Source organism: Streptomyces sp. NPDC096079 (assembly GCF_040303145.1).
GTDB lineage: Bacteria > Actinomycetota > Actinomycetes > Streptomycetales > Streptomycetaceae > Streptomyces.
Genome location: NZ_JBEOST010000003.1, coordinates 240,781 through 259,667 on the forward strand (window position 1 = coordinate 240,781; position 18,887 = coordinate 259,667).

Here is an 18,887-nt window from a genome sequence, read left to right on the forward strand (position 1 = left end):
CCCGCTTCACCCTTCGGCTTGCCGGTAAACGATGGTGGTGCTGCCCACGACGATCCGCGAGCCGTCGCGGAGCGTAGCGCGGGTGGTGTGCTGCCCGTCCACCACGATGCCGTTGGTGGATCCCAGATCCTGGATCGTCGAGGGCGTTCCGGTCCGGATCTCGCAGTGCCGGCGGGAGACGCCGGGATCGTCGATCCTCACGTCCGCGTCGGTGCTGCGGCCGAGGACCAGGGTCGGGCGGGAGATCTGGTGGCGGGTGCCGTTGATCTCGATCCAGCGGCGCACCGCGGCGCCCGATCCGGCGTGGGTGCCGGGTCCGGGCATGGATCCGGGGGCCCCCGCCGGCCGGTGGCCGGGCGCGCCCGGAGGCGGAGAGGCGGGCATGGGCGGGGCGCCGGCCGGGGGGTACCCGTAGCCGCCGCGGCCCTGCTGCTGGTGCTGCTGCGGCCCCGGGGAGGGCGGCTGCTGCTGTGACGTACTCGACGCGAGCGTGCGGCTGCGGACGCGGTACAGACCGGTGTCGAGGTCTTCCGCCTTCTCCAGGTGGACCTTGATCGGGCCCATGAAGGTGTACCGCTGCTGCTTCGCGTAGTCCCTGACCAGGCCGGCGAGCTCGTCGCCGAGCTGGCCCGAGTAGGGGCTGAGACGCTCGTAGTCCGGCGTGCTCAGTTCCACGATGAAGTCGTTGGGGACGACGGTCCGCTCGCGGTTCCAGATCGTCGCGTTGTTGTCGCACTCGCGCTGGAGCGCGCCGGCGATCTCGACGGGCTGGACCTCGGACTTGAAGACCTTGGCGAAGGTGCCGTTGACCAGGCCTTCGAGACGCTGCTCGAAACGCTTCAGGACTCCCATGGGGCACCTCCTCCGTCGTTGTCGCCCTGGTACTGCTTACTGATCGTATCCACGCGTCGGGAAATCGGCTGGTTCCCCTTCTCTGCCCTGTGGACGAGTGTCACCTCTCACAGGCTTTCCCCACGGATCGTAGAGGTGGCCTGTGGACAGTGTCCCGCACCCGGCTGTGGGAGCCGAGGCTCGGTCCAGGTTCCGGGCGGGGTTCGGGACGGTCCGTCCCCTTCCGCCCTCCTTCCTCCCTCGTCCGTGCCGGTTCCTCCTCGGTTCCCGCTCCCGTCGCGCTCCCGTCGCATTCCCCTGCTTCCTTGACGCTTCCCGCTTCCGCTCGGGAGTCTCCCCCTTCTCTGCTTCTCCGCTCCCCCCGTTCGTACTCCTCGTCCGAGGCTCGTCGGCGGCAGTCGGCATCCGTGGGGAGCGCCCCCTCCCTCTCCTTGTTCTGCGGGAGGAGGGGCGAAACAACGGATGTGAATCCACGGTCTGCGACGTGCTAATCTTCAGATGTCGCCAGGCGCTCCCACTGAAAAGGGGGAGGGCAGGGAGACCACCCAATGCGCGGGTGGCGGAATAGGCAGACGCGCTGGATTCAGGTTCCAGTGCCCGCAAGGGCGTGGGGGTTCAACTCCCCCCTCGCGCACCAGACGGAAGCCCCGTAGGTCATCGACCTACGGGGCTTCCGCGTTGTCGGTACCCGTGTGAGCCTTCCCACGTCGGGATGCCCCGCGGGGCCGGCGGTGGACCGCGACTTTGGTCGCCGGGGAGCGAGACGAAAGAGGGACGCCCCGGGTGACCGGCGCTGCCTAGGGTTCGAGCGTGGACGAAATGTCGAAGTCGGGGAGCTGGACCGCGCGGGACATCGGGGCCCGAGCCGCCGCCTGGTGGCACTGGTTCGCGGTCCCCGGACAGTGGTCGCCGCGCAGGATCACCGGTGAGGTGGCCCTCGCCGTGGTCGTCGCCGTGCTGGCCGCCGGCACCGAGGAACTCCTGGGCGGCGAGGGATGGCGGCTCGCCGCGGTCGGCGCCGCCACGGCCGTGCTGTCGCTGCTGCGCCGCAGACTCCCCGCCAGCTCGCTCGTCCTGACCGCCGGGCTCGCGCCCTTCGTGCCCGGTCTCGGCCCGCTGCTCCTCGTGCTCGGCTGGTCGTCCGGACGGTACGTCGCGAGCGCCGGCCGGGCCCTGACCGCGTTCATCACCGCCTTCGTCCTGAACGTCGGCGGGACGCTCCTGGAGACCTGGGACCGGCAGCGGCTCCTCACCGTCGCCTTCATCGCGACCCTGTACTACCTGGGCACCACCCTCGCCCCGGGCCTCGCCCACCGGTACTGGACGCAGCGCAGGACCCTGCTGCACGCGCTCCAGGAGCGCAACGCGCAACTGCTGCGCGAGCGGACCATGGTGGTCTGGCAGGCCCGGCTGCGCGAACGCCAGCGGATCGCCCAGGACATGCACGACAGCCTCGGTCACCAGCTGGCCCTGATCGCCGTGCACACCGGCGCCCTCGAAGTGGACCGCGAGCTGAGCGAGCGGCAGCGCGAGGTGGTCGGCGTCCTGCGGAACGCCTCGGTGACCGCCATGCACGAACTGCGGGAGGTCGTCGGGATACTGCGCGACGGCGTCGCCGCGGACCACGGCACGGCGACACCACCGTCGCCCGCGGGCGACGAGACAGGACGGGCCGCGCGCGGCATCGCCGGCATCGAGGGGCTCGTGGCGGCCGCCCGCTCCGCCGGCACCTCGGTGGGGCTGCGGCGGCTGGGGGACGAGCGGCCCCTGCCACCAGCCGCCGACCACGCCGCGTACAGGATCGTGCAGGAGGCCCTGACCAACGCCTACAAGCACGCGCCGGGGACGCCGATCGGCGTCGAGCTGCGGTACGAACCGGACACCTTCGTCGTCGAGATCGTCAACGGGGAGCCGGTCGGAGGCCCCGTGAAGGACGTCGTGAGCGGCGGCCAGGGGCTGGCCGGGCTCGCCGAGCGCGCCCGGCTCGTGGGCGGCATGTGCCACGCCGGCCCCGCCGACGACGGCGGCTTCCGAGTGGCCGGGATGCTGCCGTACGGGGCGGCGCCCGTGGTGGACGCAGCGCCTTTGGTCGATGCCGCCGACGACTTCCGGCAGCAGACCACGAGGCCGCTGGCGGGCCATGGTCGTCCGGTCGCGGTCGGACCGGCCGACTGGACGTTCACGGAGCGGGAGCTGGCCATGGCGGTGCGCGGGGGCAAGGGCAGGAGCACGGGCGGGGCGATCGCGATCGGCTGCGGGATCGCGTTCGCGGCGCTCGTCCTGCTCGTGGTGGCGGCGGGCTTCGGCCTCTACTTCCTCATGGGCTCGCTGAAGGACGGGATGATCGACCCCGCCCAGTACGACGCCGTGAACGTCGGGATGACGGAGCAGGAGGTCCGCGACCAGCTGCCGTCCGGCGACACCATAGCCACGGCCGGCCTGGGCGGCTCGGGCCCCACGCGGCCGGAGGGCTCCACCTGCCTGGTGCTGATGTCCTCGGAGATCGGCGAGACCTACGGGAAGGAACCCGTTTTCCGGTTCTGCTTCAAGGACGGCAAGCTGATCGAGAAGAAGTCGTACGTGGTCGAGCAGCGGTAGCGCTGCCCAGCCCGTACCGGAGGCGTGGGGGAGAAGCTGTGGCAGGGCAGCCCATCAGGGTCGTGATCGCCGACGACGAGCCTCTGATCAGGGCCGGCATCCGGATGATCCTCATCTCGGACCCGGAGATCGAGGTCGTCGGCGAGGCCGCCGACGGGCGGGCGGCCGTCGAGGCCGCGCGGGCGCACGCCGCCGACGTGGTGCTGCTCGACATCCAGATGCCGGTGCTCGACGGCCTCTCGGCGCTGCCCGAGCTCCGCAGGGCCGCACCCGCGTCCCGGGTGATCATCCTGACGACCTTCGGGGAGCGGGAGAACGTGCTGCGGGCGCTGGAGCACGGGGGTGCCGGGTTCCTGCTCAAGGACACCGCGCCCGCCGAGCTGATCCGGGCGGTGCGGGCCGCCGCCGCGGGAGACGCCTATCTGTCGCCGGCCGCGACCCGGCACGTGGTGGAGCGGCTGGCCACCGGCCGGGAGGCGGCGCGCGCCGAGGAGGCGCGGGCCCGGGTCGCCGCGCTCGGCGAGAAGGAGCGCGACGTCCTCGCGCTGCTCGGGGAGGGCCTCTCCAACGCGGACGCCGGGAAGCGGCTGCACATGAGCGAGGCCACGGTGAAGACGTACGTCAGCCGGATCCTGGCCAAGCTGCACTGCGAGAACCGGGTGCAGGCGGCCCTCCTCGCCCGCGACGCAGGGCTGTAGCGAGCCCCTCCCGAACGGGGCTTCGAAGGTTGTCCACAGGCTCGTGGCGTCGTTGTCCACAGGGGGAGACGGTGGATCGGGAACGGCGGTACGGTCAGGGCCGGATGATGTTGGACATCGCATCGGGGGAGGGCGTCCCATGGACGAGATCCGGGCCGTCGTGCCAGGACAGCGCGGTACGGACGGGCAGCAGGACGGGACGCGCGTCCCGCACGTGCCGGGATTCGCGCGCCGCACCGCCCCCGGCACCGCGGTCTCCCCCAAGGACCGGGGCAAGCAGCTGCGCGAGCGGATCCCCCGCTCCTCGCACGACCGACCGGCCCTCGCAGCCGACCGCCCGGACGCCGTGCGGGCCGTCGAGGAGTCGAGCCGCGGCCGCGTCCCCGAGCTCACGCCGATACGGGTCGGCAGGATGGCGGCGAGCCCCTTCGCCTTCCTGCGCGGCTCCGCCGGACTGATGGCCCAGGACCTCGTCGGGACCCCCGTCACCGGCATCGCCGCCCAGATATGCGGCGACGCGCACGCCGCGAACTTCGGCCTCTACGGCGACGCGCGCGGACGGCTCGTCATGGACCTCAACGACTTCGACGAGACCGTCATCGGCCCCTGGGAATGGGACCTCAAGCGCCTCGCCACCTCCCTCGTCCTCGCCGGACGGGAAGTCGGAGCGAGCGAGGACGTGTGCCGGGCCGCAGCCTTCGACACCGTCGGCGCCTACCGGCGGACCATGCGCCTGCTCGCCCGGCTGCCCGCACTCGACGCCTGGAACGCGATCGCCGACGAGGAACTCGTCTCCCACACCGACGCCCGCGACCTCCTCGGCACCCTGGAACGGGTCTCCGCCAAGGCCCGCAACAACACCAGCGCCCGGTTCGCCGCCCGGTCGACCGAGGCCGTGACGGACGCCGAAGGCGGCGGCCGAAGGTTCGTCGACGCTCCCCCGGTGCTGCGCAGGGTCCCCGACGCCGAGGCGGCCGAGGTCGCCGACTCCCTCGGCCCGTACCTGGACACCGTGTCCGAGGACAGACTTCCGCTCCTCGCCCGGTACGCCGTCCACGACGTGGCCTTCCGGGTGGTCGGCACCGGCAGCGTCGGCACCCGGTCCTATGTGGTGCTGCTCCTGGACCACCGCGGCGAGCCCCTGGTGCTCCAGGTGAAGGAGGCCCGTCCCTCCGCGCTGCTGCCGCATCTGCCCGCCGCGGGCTTCACCGTCCCCGACGCCGGTCACGAGGGGCGGCGCGTGGTCCTCGGACAGAAGCGGATGCAGGTCGTCAGCGACATCCTGCTGGGCTGGACGACGGTCGAGGGGCGTCCGTTCCAGGTGCGGCAGTTCCGCAACCGCAAGGGCAGCGTCGACCCCGCCGCCCTGACCGCCGACCAGCTCGACGACTACGGGCGGATGACCGGCGCCCTGCTCGCCCGCGCACACGCCCACAGCGCCGATCCGCGCCTGATATCGGGCTACTGCGGCAAGAACGAGGAGCTCGACGAGGCCGTCGCGTCCTTCGCCGTCACGTACGCGGACCGCACCACGGCCGACCACGCCGACCTGCTCGCCGCCGTCCGTACGGGACGCGTCGCGGCGGAGCTGGGCGTCTGACGCCCGCGGCGGGGGTTCGAAGGGGGAGGGGAGGGAGGGGGAGGGAGGGGGGAGGCCCCCCGGAGGACCGTAGGCTGGGTGGGACGAGGCGGAACGAGGACTTGGGCGGCGTGGACGTGAGCGTGGACCAGGGTGTGGACCAGGGACCCGGGGATGAGCGGCCCGAGGCTCGGCTGGAGCAGGCCGTTCGGGTGGCCGAGCAGGCGCTGATCGAGTTCGAGATCGCCGTCGAGACCTTCCGGGTCGAGGTGGAGAACTTCTCGCGGCTGCACCACCAGAAGCTGGGGCCCATGTACGCGCGGCTCGACGAGCTCGACGCGCGGATCGCCGAGGCGCGGGCGGCGCGCACCGGTGATCCCGAGGATCTGCGGCGGGCGCAGGAGGCGCGGGCCGCGGTGATGCCGATGCCCGGGGTGGACGAGCTGTTCCACGAGTGGATCGACGCCGACGGTCTCTCCCCCGAGGCCGCGGCGATGCTCACCGACCGTCCGGTGCAGCCGCCGAAGCGGGTCCGTCCCGGTGAGGAGGTCCGCAGGCTCTACCGCGAGCTGGCCCGCAAGGCCCACCCGGACCTGGCGCGCGAGGAGGACGAGCGGCGGCGGCGTGAGGAGTTCATCACGCGGGTCAACGCCGCCTACGCCCGTGGTGACGAGGCGCTGCTGCGGGAGCTGTCCGCGGAGTGGGAGGCCGGTCCCGTGCCGGCCGAGGAGCGGCTCAGCGAGAGCGAGGAGCTGTACGCGCGTCTGGAGTGGCTGGCCGAGCGCAAGGACATGCTGTCGGCGGTGGCGCGTGAGCTGGAGGAGAGCGCGATCGGCGCGATGCTGCGGATGGCTCCCGACGACCCGGACCGGCTTCTGGAGGAGATCGCCGAGCAGCTGCTCGCTCAGGTCTCCGAGCGGGAGGGCGAGCTGGCGGGGCTGGTGCAGTAGGTTTTCCGTGCGCCCGAGTCCTTCGGGTGGTTCTGACGAGAGAAGGCCTGTCCCATGAATTTCTCCCCGCTGCCCTCGGTGGACGCGGCTTCCGTGCCGGCCGATGCCCTGGTGCTGGACGTCAGGGAGGACGACGAGTGGGCGGCCGGTCATGTCGAGGGCGCGCTGCACGTGCCGATGAGCGACTTCGTGGCCCGCTTCGGTGAGGTGACGGAGGCCGTGGCCGAGCAGGGGCGTGCCTTTGTGATGTGTCGGGTGGGGGGCCGTTCGGCGCAGGTCACGCAGTATCTGGTGCAGCAGGGCTTCGATGCGGTGAACGTCGACGGCGGGATGCTCGCCTGGGACGGCGCCGGGCGTCCGATGGTGGCGGAGGGCGGCAGCCCGGCGTTCGTCCTCTGACAGGGGTCGCGCGTCAGTCGAGGGGGTGGGCGGCCAGCAGGTCGCCGAGGGCCTCCTCGTGGGCCGAGGCGGGTCCGAGTGACAGTTCGAGGTGCTTGGCCCAGGCGTGGTAGCGGTGCAGCGGGTAGTCGGTGTCGGCGCCGAAGCCGCCGTGCAGGTGCTGGGCGGTCTGCACCACGCGCCGTACTCCTTCGGAGGCCCAGATCTTCGCGACGGCGATGTCGCCCGCCGTGGGGAGTGGTCCGCCGGCGCCGTCGGTGAGGCGCCAGGCGGCCTGCCAGAGGGTGGCTTCCATGGCGCGCAGGTCGATGTAGCGGTCGGCGGCCTGGACGGCGACGGCCTGGAACGTGGCCACGGGGTGGCCGAACTGTTCGCGTTTGCCGGTGTACTGGCTGGTCATGGTGAGGACGGCCTCGCCGAGGCCGAGGGCGAGCGCGCAGGTTCCGGTGGTGAGGACGTCGCGGAGGTGGTTCCAGGCGTCGGCGGCGTCGATGACGTCTGTCTCGGGGAGGCGGACGGCGTCGAGGTGCAGTGCGGCGAGGAGTTCGCCGTTGGTCGAGTACTGGTCGCTGAGGTCGAGGCCCTCCTGTGCGCGGGGCAGCAGGGCGAGGACGGTGGCGTCTTCGGTGGTGCGGGCGGGGACGGCGATGATGTCGGCGCCGTGGGCCCAGGGGACGGCGGTCTGGATGCCGTCGAGGATCCAGTCGGTTCCGTCGCGGTGGGCGGTGACGGCGAGGTCGGCGGGTTCGTGGCCGGTGCGTCCGTGGGAGGCGGCGGTGAGGACGAGTTCGCCGCGGGCGGTCCTGGGGAGGAGCGCGGCGGCCGTGCCGGGGTGGGCGTACCGCTCGATGGTGTGGGCGACGGCGCTGGTCTCCAGGAGGGGGACGCGGGCGAGGACGCGGGCGGATTCGCGCAGGACGAGGCAGAGGGCGACGGTGTCGAGTCCGGCGCCGCCGTGCTCGGGGTTCAGGGTGAGGCCGAGGAGGTCGGCGGCGGCGAGGCGGGCCCAGAGGGGGCGGTCGAGGTCCTCGGCGACGGCGCCCGGGGTGAGTGCGGGGCTCGGTACCGCGTCGGGCGTGACGTCCGAGAAGACGGCTTTGGCCGCTTCGACGGCCGCCTGCTGTTCTTCGGTGAAGGTGAAGTCCACGGTGCTGCCTTCCCGTTGCCGACCCGGTGTACCTGACGGTTCGTCAAGATAGAACAGGTTCTAGGGGAAGGGAATGCCGGCGCCGCCCGTACTTGGGCGGCGCCGGCGGCGGGTCGGCGAGGGCGCGGCACGGCCCGCGGCGCCCCGGGGTGGGTCAGCGGTCGAAGTCCAACTCGACGTCCGGGGTGGCCGGGTGGGACTGGCAGGCCAGGACGTATCCGGCTTCCGTCTCCTCCGGTTCGAGGGCGAAGTTGCGGTCCATCCGCACCTCTCCGCCGACCAGGAACGCGCGGCAGGTGCCGCACACCCCGCCCTTGCAGGCGTACGGGGCGTCCGCGCGGGATCGGAGCACGGTGTCGAGGAGCGTCTCGTCCCGCTCCACGGGCCAGGTGCCGGACCTGCCGTGCAGGGTGGCCGTCAGGGTGGCGTGCGCCGGGGCGTCGGCCGCGGGGGCCGGGGCGGGCGCGGAGCCGTCGTCGACGTGGAAGATCTCCTGGTGGATCCGGCCGCGGTCGACGCCCAGGCCGCGCAGGGCCTTCTCGGCGCCCTGGACGAGTCCGAAGGGGCCGCAGAGGAACCAGCCGTCGATCGTGTCGACCGGCAGCAGCGCGGGCAGCAGTGCGGCGAGCCGCTCGCGGTCGAGGCGGCCGGACGGCAGGCCGGCCTGCTGCTCCTCCCGGGAGAGCACGGTGACCAGCTGGAAGCGGTCCGGGTAGCGGTCCTTGAGGTCGGCGACCTCGTCGAGGAACATCGTGGACGCGGCGGTGCGGTCGCTGCGGATGAGGCAGAACCGGGCCTCCGGCTCGCGGGCGAGCAGGGTGGCCGCCATCGAGAGGACCGGCGTGATGCCGCTGCCGCCGACGACGGCGGCGAAGTACCCCGGGCGTGGGGCGAGGGTGAAGCGGCCCATGGGTTCCATGACCTCGACGAGGTCGCCGACGGACAGCTCCTTGAGCGCGTACGTCGAGAACGAGCCGCCGTCGACGAGCCGGATGCCGACGCGCAGGACGGGGGTCTCGCCGGCCGGGGAGGCGGGGGCGCAGATGGAGTAGGTGCGCCGGATCTCCTCGCCCTGCTCGCCGGTGCGGCGCAGGGCGAGGTGCTGGCCGGGGAGGTGGCGGTAGGTCTCGTGGAGTTCGGGCGGGACCGCGAAGGTGACGGCCACGGAGTCGTCGGTGAGGCGGTCGACCTCGCTGACCCGGAGGGGATGGAATCCGGCCCGTCCGGCGGCTGGGGACACCATCTACAACTCCTTGAAGTGGTCGAACGGTTCGCGGCAGGCGGTGCAGCGGCGCAGTGCCTTGCACGCGGTGGAGGAGAAGCGGCTCAGGAGCTCGGTGTCGGTGGATCCGCAGTGGGGGCAGCGGATCGCCAGGGTGAGGGGCACGGGGCCGCCGGCGGGTCCCTGGGGGCGGGGCGGGGCGATGCCGAACTCGGTGAGCTTGCGCCGTCCTGCCTCGCTGATGTCGTCGGTCGACCAGGCCGGGGTGAGGACGGTGACGACGGTGACGTCGGGCACGCCGTGCTCGTGGAGGGCCTGCTCGATGTCGGAGGACATGGCCTCGATGGCGGGGCAGCCCGTGTAGGTGGGGGTGAGGGAGACCTCGACGCGGCCGGGGCCGAGGATCTGCACGCCTCGCATGACGCCGAGTTCTTCCAGGGTGAGGACGGGCAGCTCGGGATCGGGGACGGAGCCGGCGACGCGGCTCAGTTCCTCTTCGAGGGCCGTCATGGTCACCATGTCGCCCCCGGGTGGCTGCGGTGCAGGTGCTGCATCTCGGCGAGCATGCGTCCGAAGGACTCGGTGTGCAGGCCCTGGCGGCCGGCGCCGGCGGTCCAGGCGCCGGTGCGGGGGCCGGAGGGCACGGTGAGGGTGGCGCGGCCGAGGACGTCGGTGACGGAGTCCAGCCAGGCGGTCTCCATGGCGGGGAGGGCCAGGTCGAGGCCGTCGACGGGCTGGAACAGTTCGCCGGTGTACCGCCAGAGGGCGTCGCAGGCGCGCTGCATCCGGGTGTGGCTCTCGGTGGTGCCGTCGCCGAGGCGCAGGGTCCAGTGCTCGGCGTGGTCCTGGTGGTAGGCGACTTCCTTGACGGCCTTGGCGGCGAGGCCGGCGAAGGGGCCGTCGCCGGTGGCCAGCCGGCCGTACAGGAGGTGCTGGTAGGTGGAGAAGTAGAGCTGCCGGGCGATGGTGTGGGCGAAGTCGCCGTTGGGCTGTTCGACGAGCTGGCTGTTGCGGAAGGCGCGCTCTTCGCGGAGGTAGGCCAGTTCGTCCTCGTCGCCGGCGAGGGAGAGCAGGATCCGGGCCTGGCCGAGGAGGTCGAGCGCGATGTTGGCCAGGGCGACCTCCTCCTCCAGGACGGGGGCGGAGCCGGCCCACTCCCCCAGGCGGTGGGAGAGCACGAGGGCGTCGTCGCCGAGGGCGAGTGCGGCGGCGGTGGCGCGGGTGTCGAGGGTGCCGGTCACAGGTGCTTCACCCCCTCGGGGATCTCGTAGAAGGTCGGGTGGCGGTAGGGCTTGTCCGCGGCCGGTTCGAAGAAGGGGTCCTTCTCGTCGGGCGAGGAGGCGGTGATGGCCGCCGAGGGGACGACCCACAGGGAGACGCCTTCGGACCTGCGGGTGTACAGGTCGCGGGCGTTGCGCAGGGCCATTTCCGCGTCGGGTGCGTGGAGACTTCCCGCGTGGGTGTGGGACAGTCCGCGGCGGGAGCGCACGAACACCTCCCAGAGCGGCCAACCGTCGGTCGTCATGCCTGTGACTCTCCCTGCTTGCCGGTGTGCTTCTCCGCGTAGGCCGCCGCCGCTTCCCTGACCCAGGCGCCGTCCTCGTGGGCCTGGCGCCGTCGGCTCAGCCGCTGGTCGTTGCAGGGGCCGTTGCCCTTGAGGACGTCCCAGAACTCGGTCCAGTCGATGGCGCCGAAGTCGTAGTGCCCGCGCTCCTCGTTCCACCGGATGTCGGGGTCGGGGAGGGTGAGGCCGAGGGCTTCGGCCTGGGGCACGGCGATGTCGACGAAGCGCTGGCGCAGTTCGTCGTTGGTGTGGCGCTTGATCTTCCAGGCCATCGCCTGGGCGGTGTGCGTCGACTCGTCGTCCGGGGGGCCGAACATCATGAGGGAGGGCCACCACCAGCGGTTCACCGCGTCCTGCGCCATGGCGTGCTGGGCCTCGGTGCCGCGGGAGAGGGCGAGCAGCGACTCGTATCCCTGGCGCTGGTGGAAGGACTCCTCCTTGCAGACCCGGACCATCGCGCGGGCGTACGGGCCGTAGGAGCAGCGGCAGAGGGGGACCTGGTTGGTGATCGCGGCGCCGTCGACGAGCCAGCCGATGGCGCCGACGTCGGCCCAGGTCAGCGTCGGGTAGTTGAAGATCGAGGAGTACTTCTGGCGGCCGGAGTGGAGCTTGTCGAGCAGCTCGTCGCGGCTGGTGCCGAGGGTCTCCGCCGCGCTGTACAGGTACAGCCCGTGGCCGGCCTCGTCCTGCACCTTGGCCATGAGGATGGCCTTGCGCCGCAGGGAGGGTGCCCGGGTGATCCAGTTCGCCTCGGGCTGCATGCCGATGATCTCGGAGTGGGCGTGCTGCGCGATCTGCCGGACGAGGGAGGCCCGGTAGGCCTCGGGCATCCAGTCGCGCGGTTCGATCCGCTCGTCCGCGGCGACGGCGGCGTCGAACACGGCCTCGTAGGCGGCCTGCTCGGCCGCCGCGGCCGTGTCCGACACGCCGGGCGCGCCCGTGGTCCCTGCCGGTCCTGCCGTCACTGCGGTCATCAGAGCCCCTACCGACCGATCGTTCGGTTGAATGACTTCAATGGTGGGTCGGCGGCCCGTATGGTGTCAACCCTGTGGATAACCGAGGTGGGCCGATCGGGATCGGGGCGGGATGGACGCGTACGTCGAAAAGGACGCGGTCGGGGTGAGTGACGACGGGCGCAGACCCCCCGAGGACCCCCCGCCCCCCGTTCCCGAGGAGGCGGCCGCACCCGGCGGGTCCGGCGCCGGGATCATGGCGCTCTCGCTGCCGTACCAGGTCGTCGTCGCCGTGGCGCTCGCCGTCGCCGCCGTGTTCGCCTGCGTCCACCTGGCGATGGTGTTCCTGCACGTGGCGCCGTCCAACACGCTGACCAAGCGGCACGGCGAGGCCGTCGACGACTGGATCTATCCCGAGTTCGAACAGAACTGGAAGCTCTTCGCGCCCAACCCGCTCCAGACGAACGTCTCCGTCGAGGTCCGTGCCGAGGTCCCCACCGCCGACGGCGGCCTCCGCACCACCGGCTGGATCGACCTCACCGCCCAGGACATCGCGGCCATCCGCCACAACCCGATGCCCAGCCACGCGCAGCAGAACCAGCTCCGCCGGGCCGTGGACTACTACGTCAACACGCACCCCGAGGGCCGGCGTGCCGACGGACTGCGTGCCGCCCTGTCGGAGCAGTACATGCGCCGGCTCGCCGTGCTCAGGCTCGACGCCCTCGAAGGGCCCGGAGGACGGGCCCTCGGACCCCAGGCGCGGCGGATCCAGCTCCGCACCGTCTCCCGCCCCGTCCCCGCCGCCCGGTGGAGCACCGAGCAGTCGCGGCCCACCCCGTCGTACCGCGCCTTCTCGTGGTGGACGATCACCGAGGCCGACCGGTCCGCCGGCGCCGGCACGAGCCGCACGGAGGCGGGCCGATGAGCATCTCCCCCGCCACGCCCGCGCGTGCCCGCGAGTCCCTCGACCGCCGGCTCGCCCGGGGCGTGCAGACCGTCACGAGCCGTGCCCTCGCCCCGTACCAGAGCGCGATCGTACGGATCGGTTTCTCGCTGACCTGGCTGCTGTTCCTGGTGCGCGAGCTGCCGTACCGGCACCAGCTGTACGGGCCCGACTCGCCCTGGTCCTGGGAGATGGCGCACCGGCTGATCGCCGACAACCGGGCCTTCACCGTGCTCATGTGGTCGGACGGCCGGCTCTGGTTCGAGTGCGTCTACGGGATCGCGCTGCTGTCCGCCGTGCTGCTCCTGGTGGGCTGGCGGACCCGGGCCGTGTCCGTGGTCTTCATGGTCGGCGTGCTGTCGCTGCAGAACCGTGCCGTCTTCGTGGGCGACGGCGGCGACAACGTCCTCCACATCGTGTCGTTGTACCTGGTGTTCACCCGTTGCGGCCGGGTCTGGTCCCTGGACGCCCGGCGGGCGGCCCGGGAGGCCCGCGAGGCCCGCGCGGGGGAGCCGCCGCGCCGCGATGTCGTCGGACCGCTGCTGTGGGTCGTGCTCGGCGGCCTCCTCCTCGCCGCGACGTGGTTCAGCGACGTCACCGGCGAGTGGTGGGTGCCGGTGCTGCTGTGGGTGCTCTGGCTCGGGAACGGTCTGTGGTGGCTGGTGTGCCGGCTCGCGCCCGGGGAGCCCCGCACGCTGCTCGACGCCCTCGCCGACCTCGCCCACAACGTCGCCCTCGTCGTGATCATGGCGGAGGTCTGCCTGATCTACGCCACGGCCGGCTGGTACAAGATCCAGGGCTCGCGCTGGCAGGAGGGGACGGCGCTGTTCTACCCGCTCCACCTGGACTACTTCACGCCCTGGCCGGCCCTCTCCGAGCTGCTCGGCGCCAGCGGGATCATGGTGATGCTGCTGACGTACGGCACGGTGATCGTCCAGGTCGCGTTCCCGTTCACGCTCTTCAACCGCAAGGTGAAGAACGTCCTCCTCGTCGCGATGATGCTGGAGCACGCCGGGATCGCGGTGCTCCTCGGGCTGCCGGCCTTCTCGCTCGCGATGATCTCCGCCGACGCCGTGTTCCTGCCGACGGCGTTCCTGGTCTGGCTGGGCGCCCGGGTGGCTCGGGGCCGGGACCGGCTGCTGAAGCGGACGCCCGTCGAGCCCCCCGCGGAGACGCTGCCCGGGCAGCGCCTCACGGGTGAGGAGCACGGTCCCCGTACCCTCGTCGGGTGAGCACCACGGAAGAACAGCCCGAGCCGGTCCAGTACGACGAGGGGTTCGGCCCCGAGATCGGCGTCGGGCCGCACCCGGAGCCGTGGCCGCGGGACGAGCGGTACGACCCCGAGCTGCTCGCCGGCGGCGACCGGCGCAACGTCGTGGACCGCTACCGGTACTGGACGCGCGAGGCGGTCGTCGCCGACCTGGACACCCGGCGCCACGACTTCCACGTCGCGGTGGAGAACTGGGGCCACGACTTCAACATCGGCTCGGTCGTACGGACCGCCAACGCGTTCCTGGCGAAGGAGGTCCACATCGTGGGCCGGCGACGCTGGAACCGGCGGGGCGCCATGGTCACCGACCGCTACCAGCACGTCCGGCACCACCCGGACACCGCGTCGCTGACCTCGTGGGCCGCGGCCGAGGGCATCCCGGTCATCGGGATCGACAACCTGCCGGGGGCCGTCCCGCTGGAGCGGACCGTGCTGCCCCGCCGCTGCGTGCTGCTCTTCGGACAGGAGGGCCCGGGGCTCACCGAGGAGGCACGCGCCCACGTGGAGATGGTCTGCTCGATCGCCCAGTTCGGCTCGACCCGGTCGATCAACGCGGGCGCGGCCGCCGCGATCGCCATGCACGCGTGGGTGCAGCGGTACGCGGAGATCGAGACGCCCTGACGGGAGCGCGGAGGCCCCGAGGGGCCCCCGCACGGCCCGGTCGTCAGGCCTGGCGGCGGACCTCCACCACGCGGAAGCGGTTGGAGACGAAGGCGCCGTCGCACAGCGCGGCGTTCGCCGCCGGGTTTCCGCCGGAGCCGTGGAAGTCGGAGAACGCGGCCGTCTGGTTCACGTACACCCCGCCCGTGAGGTTCAGCGAGAGCTGGGCCGACTCCTCCAGGCAGACCTCCTCCACCGCGCGCTCGGTGTCCGCCGAGGTCGTGTAGGCGCCGACCGTCATCGCGCCCTTCTCACGGACCGTGCGGCGCAGCAGCTCCAGGGCGTCGGCGGTGGAGTCCACCGAGACGGCGAAGGAGACCGGGCCGAAGCACTCCGAGAAGTACGCGGCCTGCGCGTCCGGCTTGGAGCCGTCCAGCTTCACGATGACCGGCGTGCGGACCACGGCGTCCGGGTACTCGGGGTTGACCACCTCGCGGGAGGCGAGCGCGACCTCGCCGAGCCCGGCGGCGGCCTCCAGGCGCGCCTTCACGTCCGGGTTGACCAGGGCGCCGAGCAGTCCGTTCGCCCGGGCGTCGTCGCCGAGCAGGCCGCCGACCGCCGCCGCGAGGTCGGCGACGACCTCGTCGTACGACCTGGGGCCCTGGTCGGTGGTGATGCCGTCGCGCGGGATCAGCAGGTTCTGCGGGGTGGTGCACATCTGGCCGCTGTACAGGGAGAGCGAGAAGGCCAGGTTGGCCAGCATCCCCTTGTAGTCGTCGGTGGAGTCGACCACGACCGTGTTGACGCCGGCCTTCTCGGTGTAGACCTGGGCCTGCCGGGCGTTGTCCTCCAGCCAGTCGCCGAAGGCGGTGGAGCCGGTGTAGTCGATGATCCGGACCTCGGGGCGGACGGCCAGCGTCTTGGCGATGCCCTCGCCCGGCCGCTCCACGGCGAGCGCCACCAGGTTCGGGTCGAAGCCGGACTCGGCGAGGACCTCACGCGCGACCTTGACGGTGAGCGCGAGCGGCAGGACGGCGCGCGGGTGCGGCTTGACCAGGACCGGGTTGCCGGTGGCGAGGGAGGCGAACAGGCCCGGGTAGCCGTTCCACGTGGGGAAGGTGTTGCAGCCGATGACCAGGGCGATGCCGCGGCCGACCGGGGTGAACTCCTTGCTCAGCTCCAGGGGGTCGCGCTTGCCCTGCGGCTTGGACCAGCCGGCCCGGCCGGCGGGCGTGCGGGTCTGCTCCTCGTACGCGTAGGCCACGGCCTCCAGGCCGCGGTCCTGGGCGTGCGGGCCGCCGGCCTGGAACGCCATCATGAACGCCTGCCCGCTGGTGTGCATGACGGCGTGGGCGAACTCATGGGTGCGGGCGGAGATACGGGCGAGGATCTCCAGGCAGACCAGGGCGCGGGTCTCGGCGCCGGCGTCCCGCCAGGCGCCCATGCCCGCGCGCATCGCGGGGAGCAGCACGTCGAGGTCGGCGTGCGGGTACTCGATGCCGAGGGACGGGCCGTACGGCGAGGTCTCGCCGCCGGTCCAGCCGTCCGTGCCCGGCTGGTCGAGGTCGAAGCGGGTGTTCAGCGTGGACTGGTGGGCGGCGAGACCCGCCGCCGCGTCGAGCGAGCCGTCCGCGCCGTACGCCTTGGGGTGCTCGGGGTACGGCGACCAGTAGGCGCGGCTGCGGATGGTGTCGAGCGCCTGGTCGAGCGTGGACCGGTGCTTCTCGGCCAGACGGTCGGTGGTCAGCTGAGCGGTGGCCATGGATGGACCAACTCCTCGTCGAGCTGGGCAGGGAGACGCGTACGGAGTTAGAGTAACCGAACGATCGGTCGGGACAAGGGGGTCCGCCGATCCTGTGGAAAACCCATCGGGGAGGATCACTCCTATGAGCGCCAACGTGACCGTCAGGGGGAGCGACGACGTGACCGCCAGTGAGACCGCCGCCGTGGGACAGGACAGCACCGCCGCCATCGGGCCGGACCGCACCGTCGCCGTCGTGGGCACCGGGACCATGGGCCAGGGCATCGCCCAGGTCGCGCTGGTCGCCGGCCACCCCGTGCGCCTCTACGACAGCGCCCCCGGCCGGGCCGCCGAGGCCGTCGCCGCCCTCACCGCCCGCCTGGACCGGCTCGTGGAGAAGGGGCGTCTCGACGCCGCCGCCCGGGAGGCAGCCGTCGGCCGGCTGCACGCGGCCGAGGACCCCGCCGAGCTCGCGGACGCCGCCCTCGTGATCGAGGCGATCGTCGAGGACCTCTCGGTCAAGCAGCGGCTCTTCGCCGACCTGGAGAAGATCGTCGGCGACGACACCGTCCTCGCCACCAACACCTCCTCCCTCTCCGTCACCGCCATCGCCGGAGGGCTGCGGCTGCCCGGCCGCTTCGTCGGGCTGCACTTCTTCAACCCGGCGCCGCTGCTCCCCCTCGTCGAGGTCGTCAGCGGCTTCGCCACCGACGCGGACGTCGCCACGCGCGCGTACGCCACGGTCAAGGGCTGGGGGAAGACGCCGGTGCGCTGCGCGGACACCCCCGGCTTCATCGTGAACCGGGTCGCCCGCCCCTTCTACGCCGAGGCGCTCCGGGTGTACGAGGAGGGAGCGGCCGACCCCGCGACCATCGACGCGGCCCTGCGCGAGTGCGGCGGCTTCCGCATGGGCCCGTTCGAGCTGACCGACCTCATCGGCCAGGACGTGAACGAGGCCGTCACCCGGTCCGTCTGGGACTCCTTCCACCAGGACCCGAAGTTCACCCCCTCGCTCGCGCAGCGCCGGCTCGTGGAGTCGGGCCGGCTCGGCCGCAAGTCGGGGCACGGCTGGTTCTCGTACGCGGAGGGCGCGGAGCGGCCGGAGCCGCACACGGCGCCGCCGGCACAGGCGCCCGAGCAGATCGCCGTACGCGGCGACCTGGGGCCCGCCGAGCCGTTGGTCGGGCTCTTCGAGGAGGCCGGGATCAAGGTCCGGCGCAAGGGCGGTGCCGGGTACGTCCGGCTGCCCGGCGGCGCCCGCCTCGGCCTCGCCGACGGCGAGACCGCCTTCGAGTACCCCACCGACGAGATCATCTACTTCGACCTCGCGCTCGACTACGCGCGCGCGACCCGCATCGTGCTGTCCACCGGCGAGCACACCTCGACCGAGTCGCTCGCCGAGGCCGTGGGCCTCTTCCAGGCGCTCGGCAAGAAGGTGTCCGTCATCGGCGACGTGCCCGGCATGATCGTCGCCCGTACGGTCGCGATGCTCGCCGACCTCGCGGCCGACGCGGTCGACCGGGGCGTGGCCACCGCCGAGGACGTCGACACGGCCATGCGGCTGGGGGTCAACTACCCCGCCGGCCCGCTGGAGTGGGCGGGGACCGTGGGCCACGCGCGCGTACGCGATCTGCTCTCCGCCCTGCACGAGCGCTACCCGACGGGCCGCTACGCGCCCAGCCTGGCCACCGCCCGCCGGGGATACGCCGAGGAAGGACGGGACTCCCGATGACCACGGCGAAGCGCGACACGTACACCCCCGAGACGCTGCTCTCGGTCGCGGTGCGGGTCTTCAACGAGCGCGGCTACGACGGCACGTCCATGGAGCACCTGTCCAAGGCGGCCGGGATCTCGAAGTCCTCGATCTACCACCACGTGTCCGGCAAGGAGGAGCTGCTGCGGCGCGCGGTCAGCCGTGCGCTCGACGGGCTCTTCGCGGTGCTCGACGAGCCGGGGGCCGGGCGCGGCCGGGCCGTCGACCGGGTCGAGTACGTCACGCGCCGCACGGTCGAGGTCCTGATCGCGGAGCTTCCGTACGTGACGCTGCTGCTGCGGGTGCGCGGGAACACCGCCACGGAGCGGTGGGCGATGGAGCGGCGGCGCGAGTTCGACCACAAGGTGGCCGATCTGCTGAAGGCGGCCGCCGCCGAGGGCGACCTGCGGGCCGATGTGGACATCCGGCTCGCGACCCGGCTGCTCTTCGGCATGATCAACTCGCTGGTGGAGTGGTACCGGCCGCACCCGGACGCGACGGCGGAGCGGGAACAGCTCGCCGAGACCGTCGTCCACCTGGCCTTCGACGGGCTGCGGACGGCCCGCTGAGCCGTCGTAGGGGTCTCTTGCTTCGACGGGCCCGCTGAGCCGTCGTCCG

The 18,887-nt window shown here is 72.5% G+C and carries 18 protein-coding genes and 1 tRNA gene; 11 read left to right on the forward strand and 8 right to left on the reverse strand.

The genetic code is table 11. The features are described from left to right. Positions 1–6: 6 nt before the first annotated feature. On the reverse strand, positions 7–852 hold the full coding sequence (locus tag ABTY59_RS08525) for an FHA domain-containing protein (protein ID WP_352018137.1): 846 nt from the start codon (positions 850–852) through the stop codon (positions 7–9). 550 nt (positions 853–1,402) lie between these two features. Here ABTY59_RS08525 and ABTY59_RS08530 point away from each other — a divergent pair. From ABTY59_RS08530 to ABTY59_RS08555, 6 genes are all read left to right on the forward strand, one after another. Next, a tRNA-Leu gene (locus ABTY59_RS08530) sits at positions 1,403–1,489 on the forward strand. 182 nt (positions 1,490–1,671) lie between these two features. Continuing rightward, complete coding sequence (locus tag ABTY59_RS08535; RefSeq protein WP_352018502.1) at positions 1,672–3,450, forward strand: sensor histidine kinase; 1,779 nt, start codon at positions 1,672–1,674, stop codon at positions 3,448–3,450. A gap of 38 nt (positions 3,451–3,488) precedes the next feature. Further along, positions 3,489–4,148, forward strand: a complete 660-nt coding sequence (locus ABTY59_RS08540; protein WP_352018138.1) for a response regulator transcription factor — start codon at positions 3,489–3,491, stop codon at positions 4,146–4,148. Positions 4,149–4,287: 139 nt separating this feature from the next. After that, positions 4,288–5,748, forward strand: coding sequence for a DUF2252 domain-containing protein (locus tag ABTY59_RS08545; protein ID WP_352018139.1), 1,461 nt, complete (start codon positions 4,288–4,290; stop codon positions 5,746–5,748). Between the two features lie 101 nt (positions 5,749–5,849). Beyond that, positions 5,850–6,677 (forward strand): hypothetical protein, encoded by an 828-nt coding sequence (locus ABTY59_RS08550; protein ID WP_502995344.1) that lies wholly within the window; start codon positions 5,850–5,852, stop codon positions 6,675–6,677. 54 nt (positions 6,678–6,731) lie between these two features. Continuing rightward, on the forward strand, positions 6,732–7,076 hold the full coding sequence (locus ABTY59_RS08555; RefSeq protein ID WP_352018141.1) for a rhodanese-like domain-containing protein: 345 nt from the start codon (positions 6,732–6,734) through the stop codon (positions 7,074–7,076). Positions 7,077–7,089: 13 nt separating this feature from the next. Here the strand turns inward: ABTY59_RS08555 and ABTY59_RS08560 are convergent, their stop codons facing one another. The 6 genes from ABTY59_RS08560 to paaA form a co-directional block, all read right to left on the reverse strand. Next, positions 7,090–8,223 (reverse strand): acyl-CoA dehydrogenase family protein, encoded by a 1,134-nt coding sequence (locus ABTY59_RS08560; protein WP_352018142.1) that lies wholly within the window; start codon positions 8,221–8,223, stop codon positions 7,090–7,092. Between the two features lie 154 nt (positions 8,224–8,377). Further along, a complete protein-coding gene (locus ABTY59_RS08565) occupies positions 8,378–9,466 on the reverse strand; it encodes a 2Fe-2S iron-sulfur cluster-binding protein (RefSeq protein WP_352018143.1) in 1,089 nt (362 codons plus the stop codon). Next, on the reverse strand, positions 9,467–9,964 hold the full coding sequence (gene paaD, locus ABTY59_RS08570; RefSeq protein WP_352018144.1) for a 1,2-phenylacetyl-CoA epoxidase subunit PaaD: 498 nt from the start codon (positions 9,962–9,964) through the stop codon (positions 9,467–9,469). It lies immediately after the preceding gene. After that, positions 9,958–10,686, reverse strand: coding sequence for a 1,2-phenylacetyl-CoA epoxidase subunit PaaC (gene paaC, locus ABTY59_RS08575; RefSeq protein ID WP_352018145.1), 729 nt, complete (start codon positions 10,684–10,686; stop codon positions 9,958–9,960). The genes paaD and paaC overlap by 7 nt, the downstream gene beginning before the upstream one ends. Continuing rightward, positions 10,683–10,970 (reverse strand): 1,2-phenylacetyl-CoA epoxidase subunit PaaB, encoded by a 288-nt coding sequence (gene paaB / locus ABTY59_RS08580; protein ID WP_352018146.1) that lies wholly within the window; start codon positions 10,968–10,970, stop codon positions 10,683–10,685. The genes paaC and paaB overlap by 4 nt, the downstream gene beginning before the upstream one ends. Continuing rightward, complete coding sequence (gene paaA / locus ABTY59_RS08585) at positions 10,967–11,983, reverse strand: 1,2-phenylacetyl-CoA epoxidase subunit PaaA (RefSeq protein ID WP_352018147.1); 1,017 nt, start codon at positions 11,981–11,983, stop codon at positions 10,967–10,969. Before paaA ends, paaB begins: the two co-directional genes overlap by 4 nt. A gap of 145 nt (positions 11,984–12,128) precedes the next feature. On the opposite strand from paaA, the gene ABTY59_RS08590 reads away from it, so the two are divergent. Genes ABTY59_RS08590 through ABTY59_RS08600 form a run of 3 tightly spaced genes read left to right on the forward strand, consistent with a single transcriptional unit; the run spans position 12,129 to position 14,796 of the window. Next, positions 12,129–12,887 carry a DUF5819 family protein gene (locus ABTY59_RS08590; protein ID WP_352018148.1) on the forward strand — a complete coding sequence of 253 codons (759 nt, stop codon included), beginning with the start codon at positions 12,129–12,131 and terminating at the stop codon, positions 12,885–12,887. After that, positions 12,884–14,137 carry an HTTM domain-containing protein gene (locus tag ABTY59_RS08595; protein WP_352018149.1) on the forward strand — a complete coding sequence of 418 codons (1,254 nt, stop codon included), beginning with the start codon at positions 12,884–12,886 and terminating at the stop codon, positions 14,135–14,137. Before ABTY59_RS08590 ends, ABTY59_RS08595 begins: the two co-directional genes overlap by 4 nt. Beyond that, positions 14,134–14,796, forward strand: a complete 663-nt coding sequence (locus tag ABTY59_RS08600; protein WP_352018150.1) for a TrmH family RNA methyltransferase — start codon at positions 14,134–14,136, stop codon at positions 14,794–14,796. Before ABTY59_RS08595 ends, ABTY59_RS08600 begins: the two co-directional genes overlap by 4 nt. A gap of 43 nt (positions 14,797–14,839) precedes the next feature. On the opposite strand, the gene paaN is transcribed toward ABTY59_RS08600, so the two are convergent. After that, positions 14,840–16,537, reverse strand: coding sequence for a phenylacetic acid degradation protein PaaN (gene paaN / locus ABTY59_RS08605; RefSeq protein ID WP_352018151.1), 1,698 nt, complete (start codon positions 16,535–16,537; stop codon positions 14,840–14,842). 124 nt (positions 16,538–16,661) lie between these two features. Between paaN and ABTY59_RS08610 the strand changes: the two genes are divergently transcribed. Both ABTY59_RS08610 and ABTY59_RS08615 read left to right on the forward strand, forming a co-directional pair. Continuing rightward, positions 16,662–18,248, forward strand: a complete 1,587-nt coding sequence (locus tag ABTY59_RS08610) for a 3-hydroxyacyl-CoA dehydrogenase (RefSeq protein WP_352018152.1) — start codon at positions 16,662–16,664, stop codon at positions 18,246–18,248. Continuing rightward, positions 18,245–18,838, forward strand: coding sequence for a TetR/AcrR family transcriptional regulator (locus ABTY59_RS08615; RefSeq protein WP_352018153.1), 594 nt, complete (start codon positions 18,245–18,247; stop codon positions 18,836–18,838). Before ABTY59_RS08610 ends, ABTY59_RS08615 begins: the two co-directional genes overlap by 4 nt. Positions 18,839–18,887 lie beyond the last annotated feature (49 nt).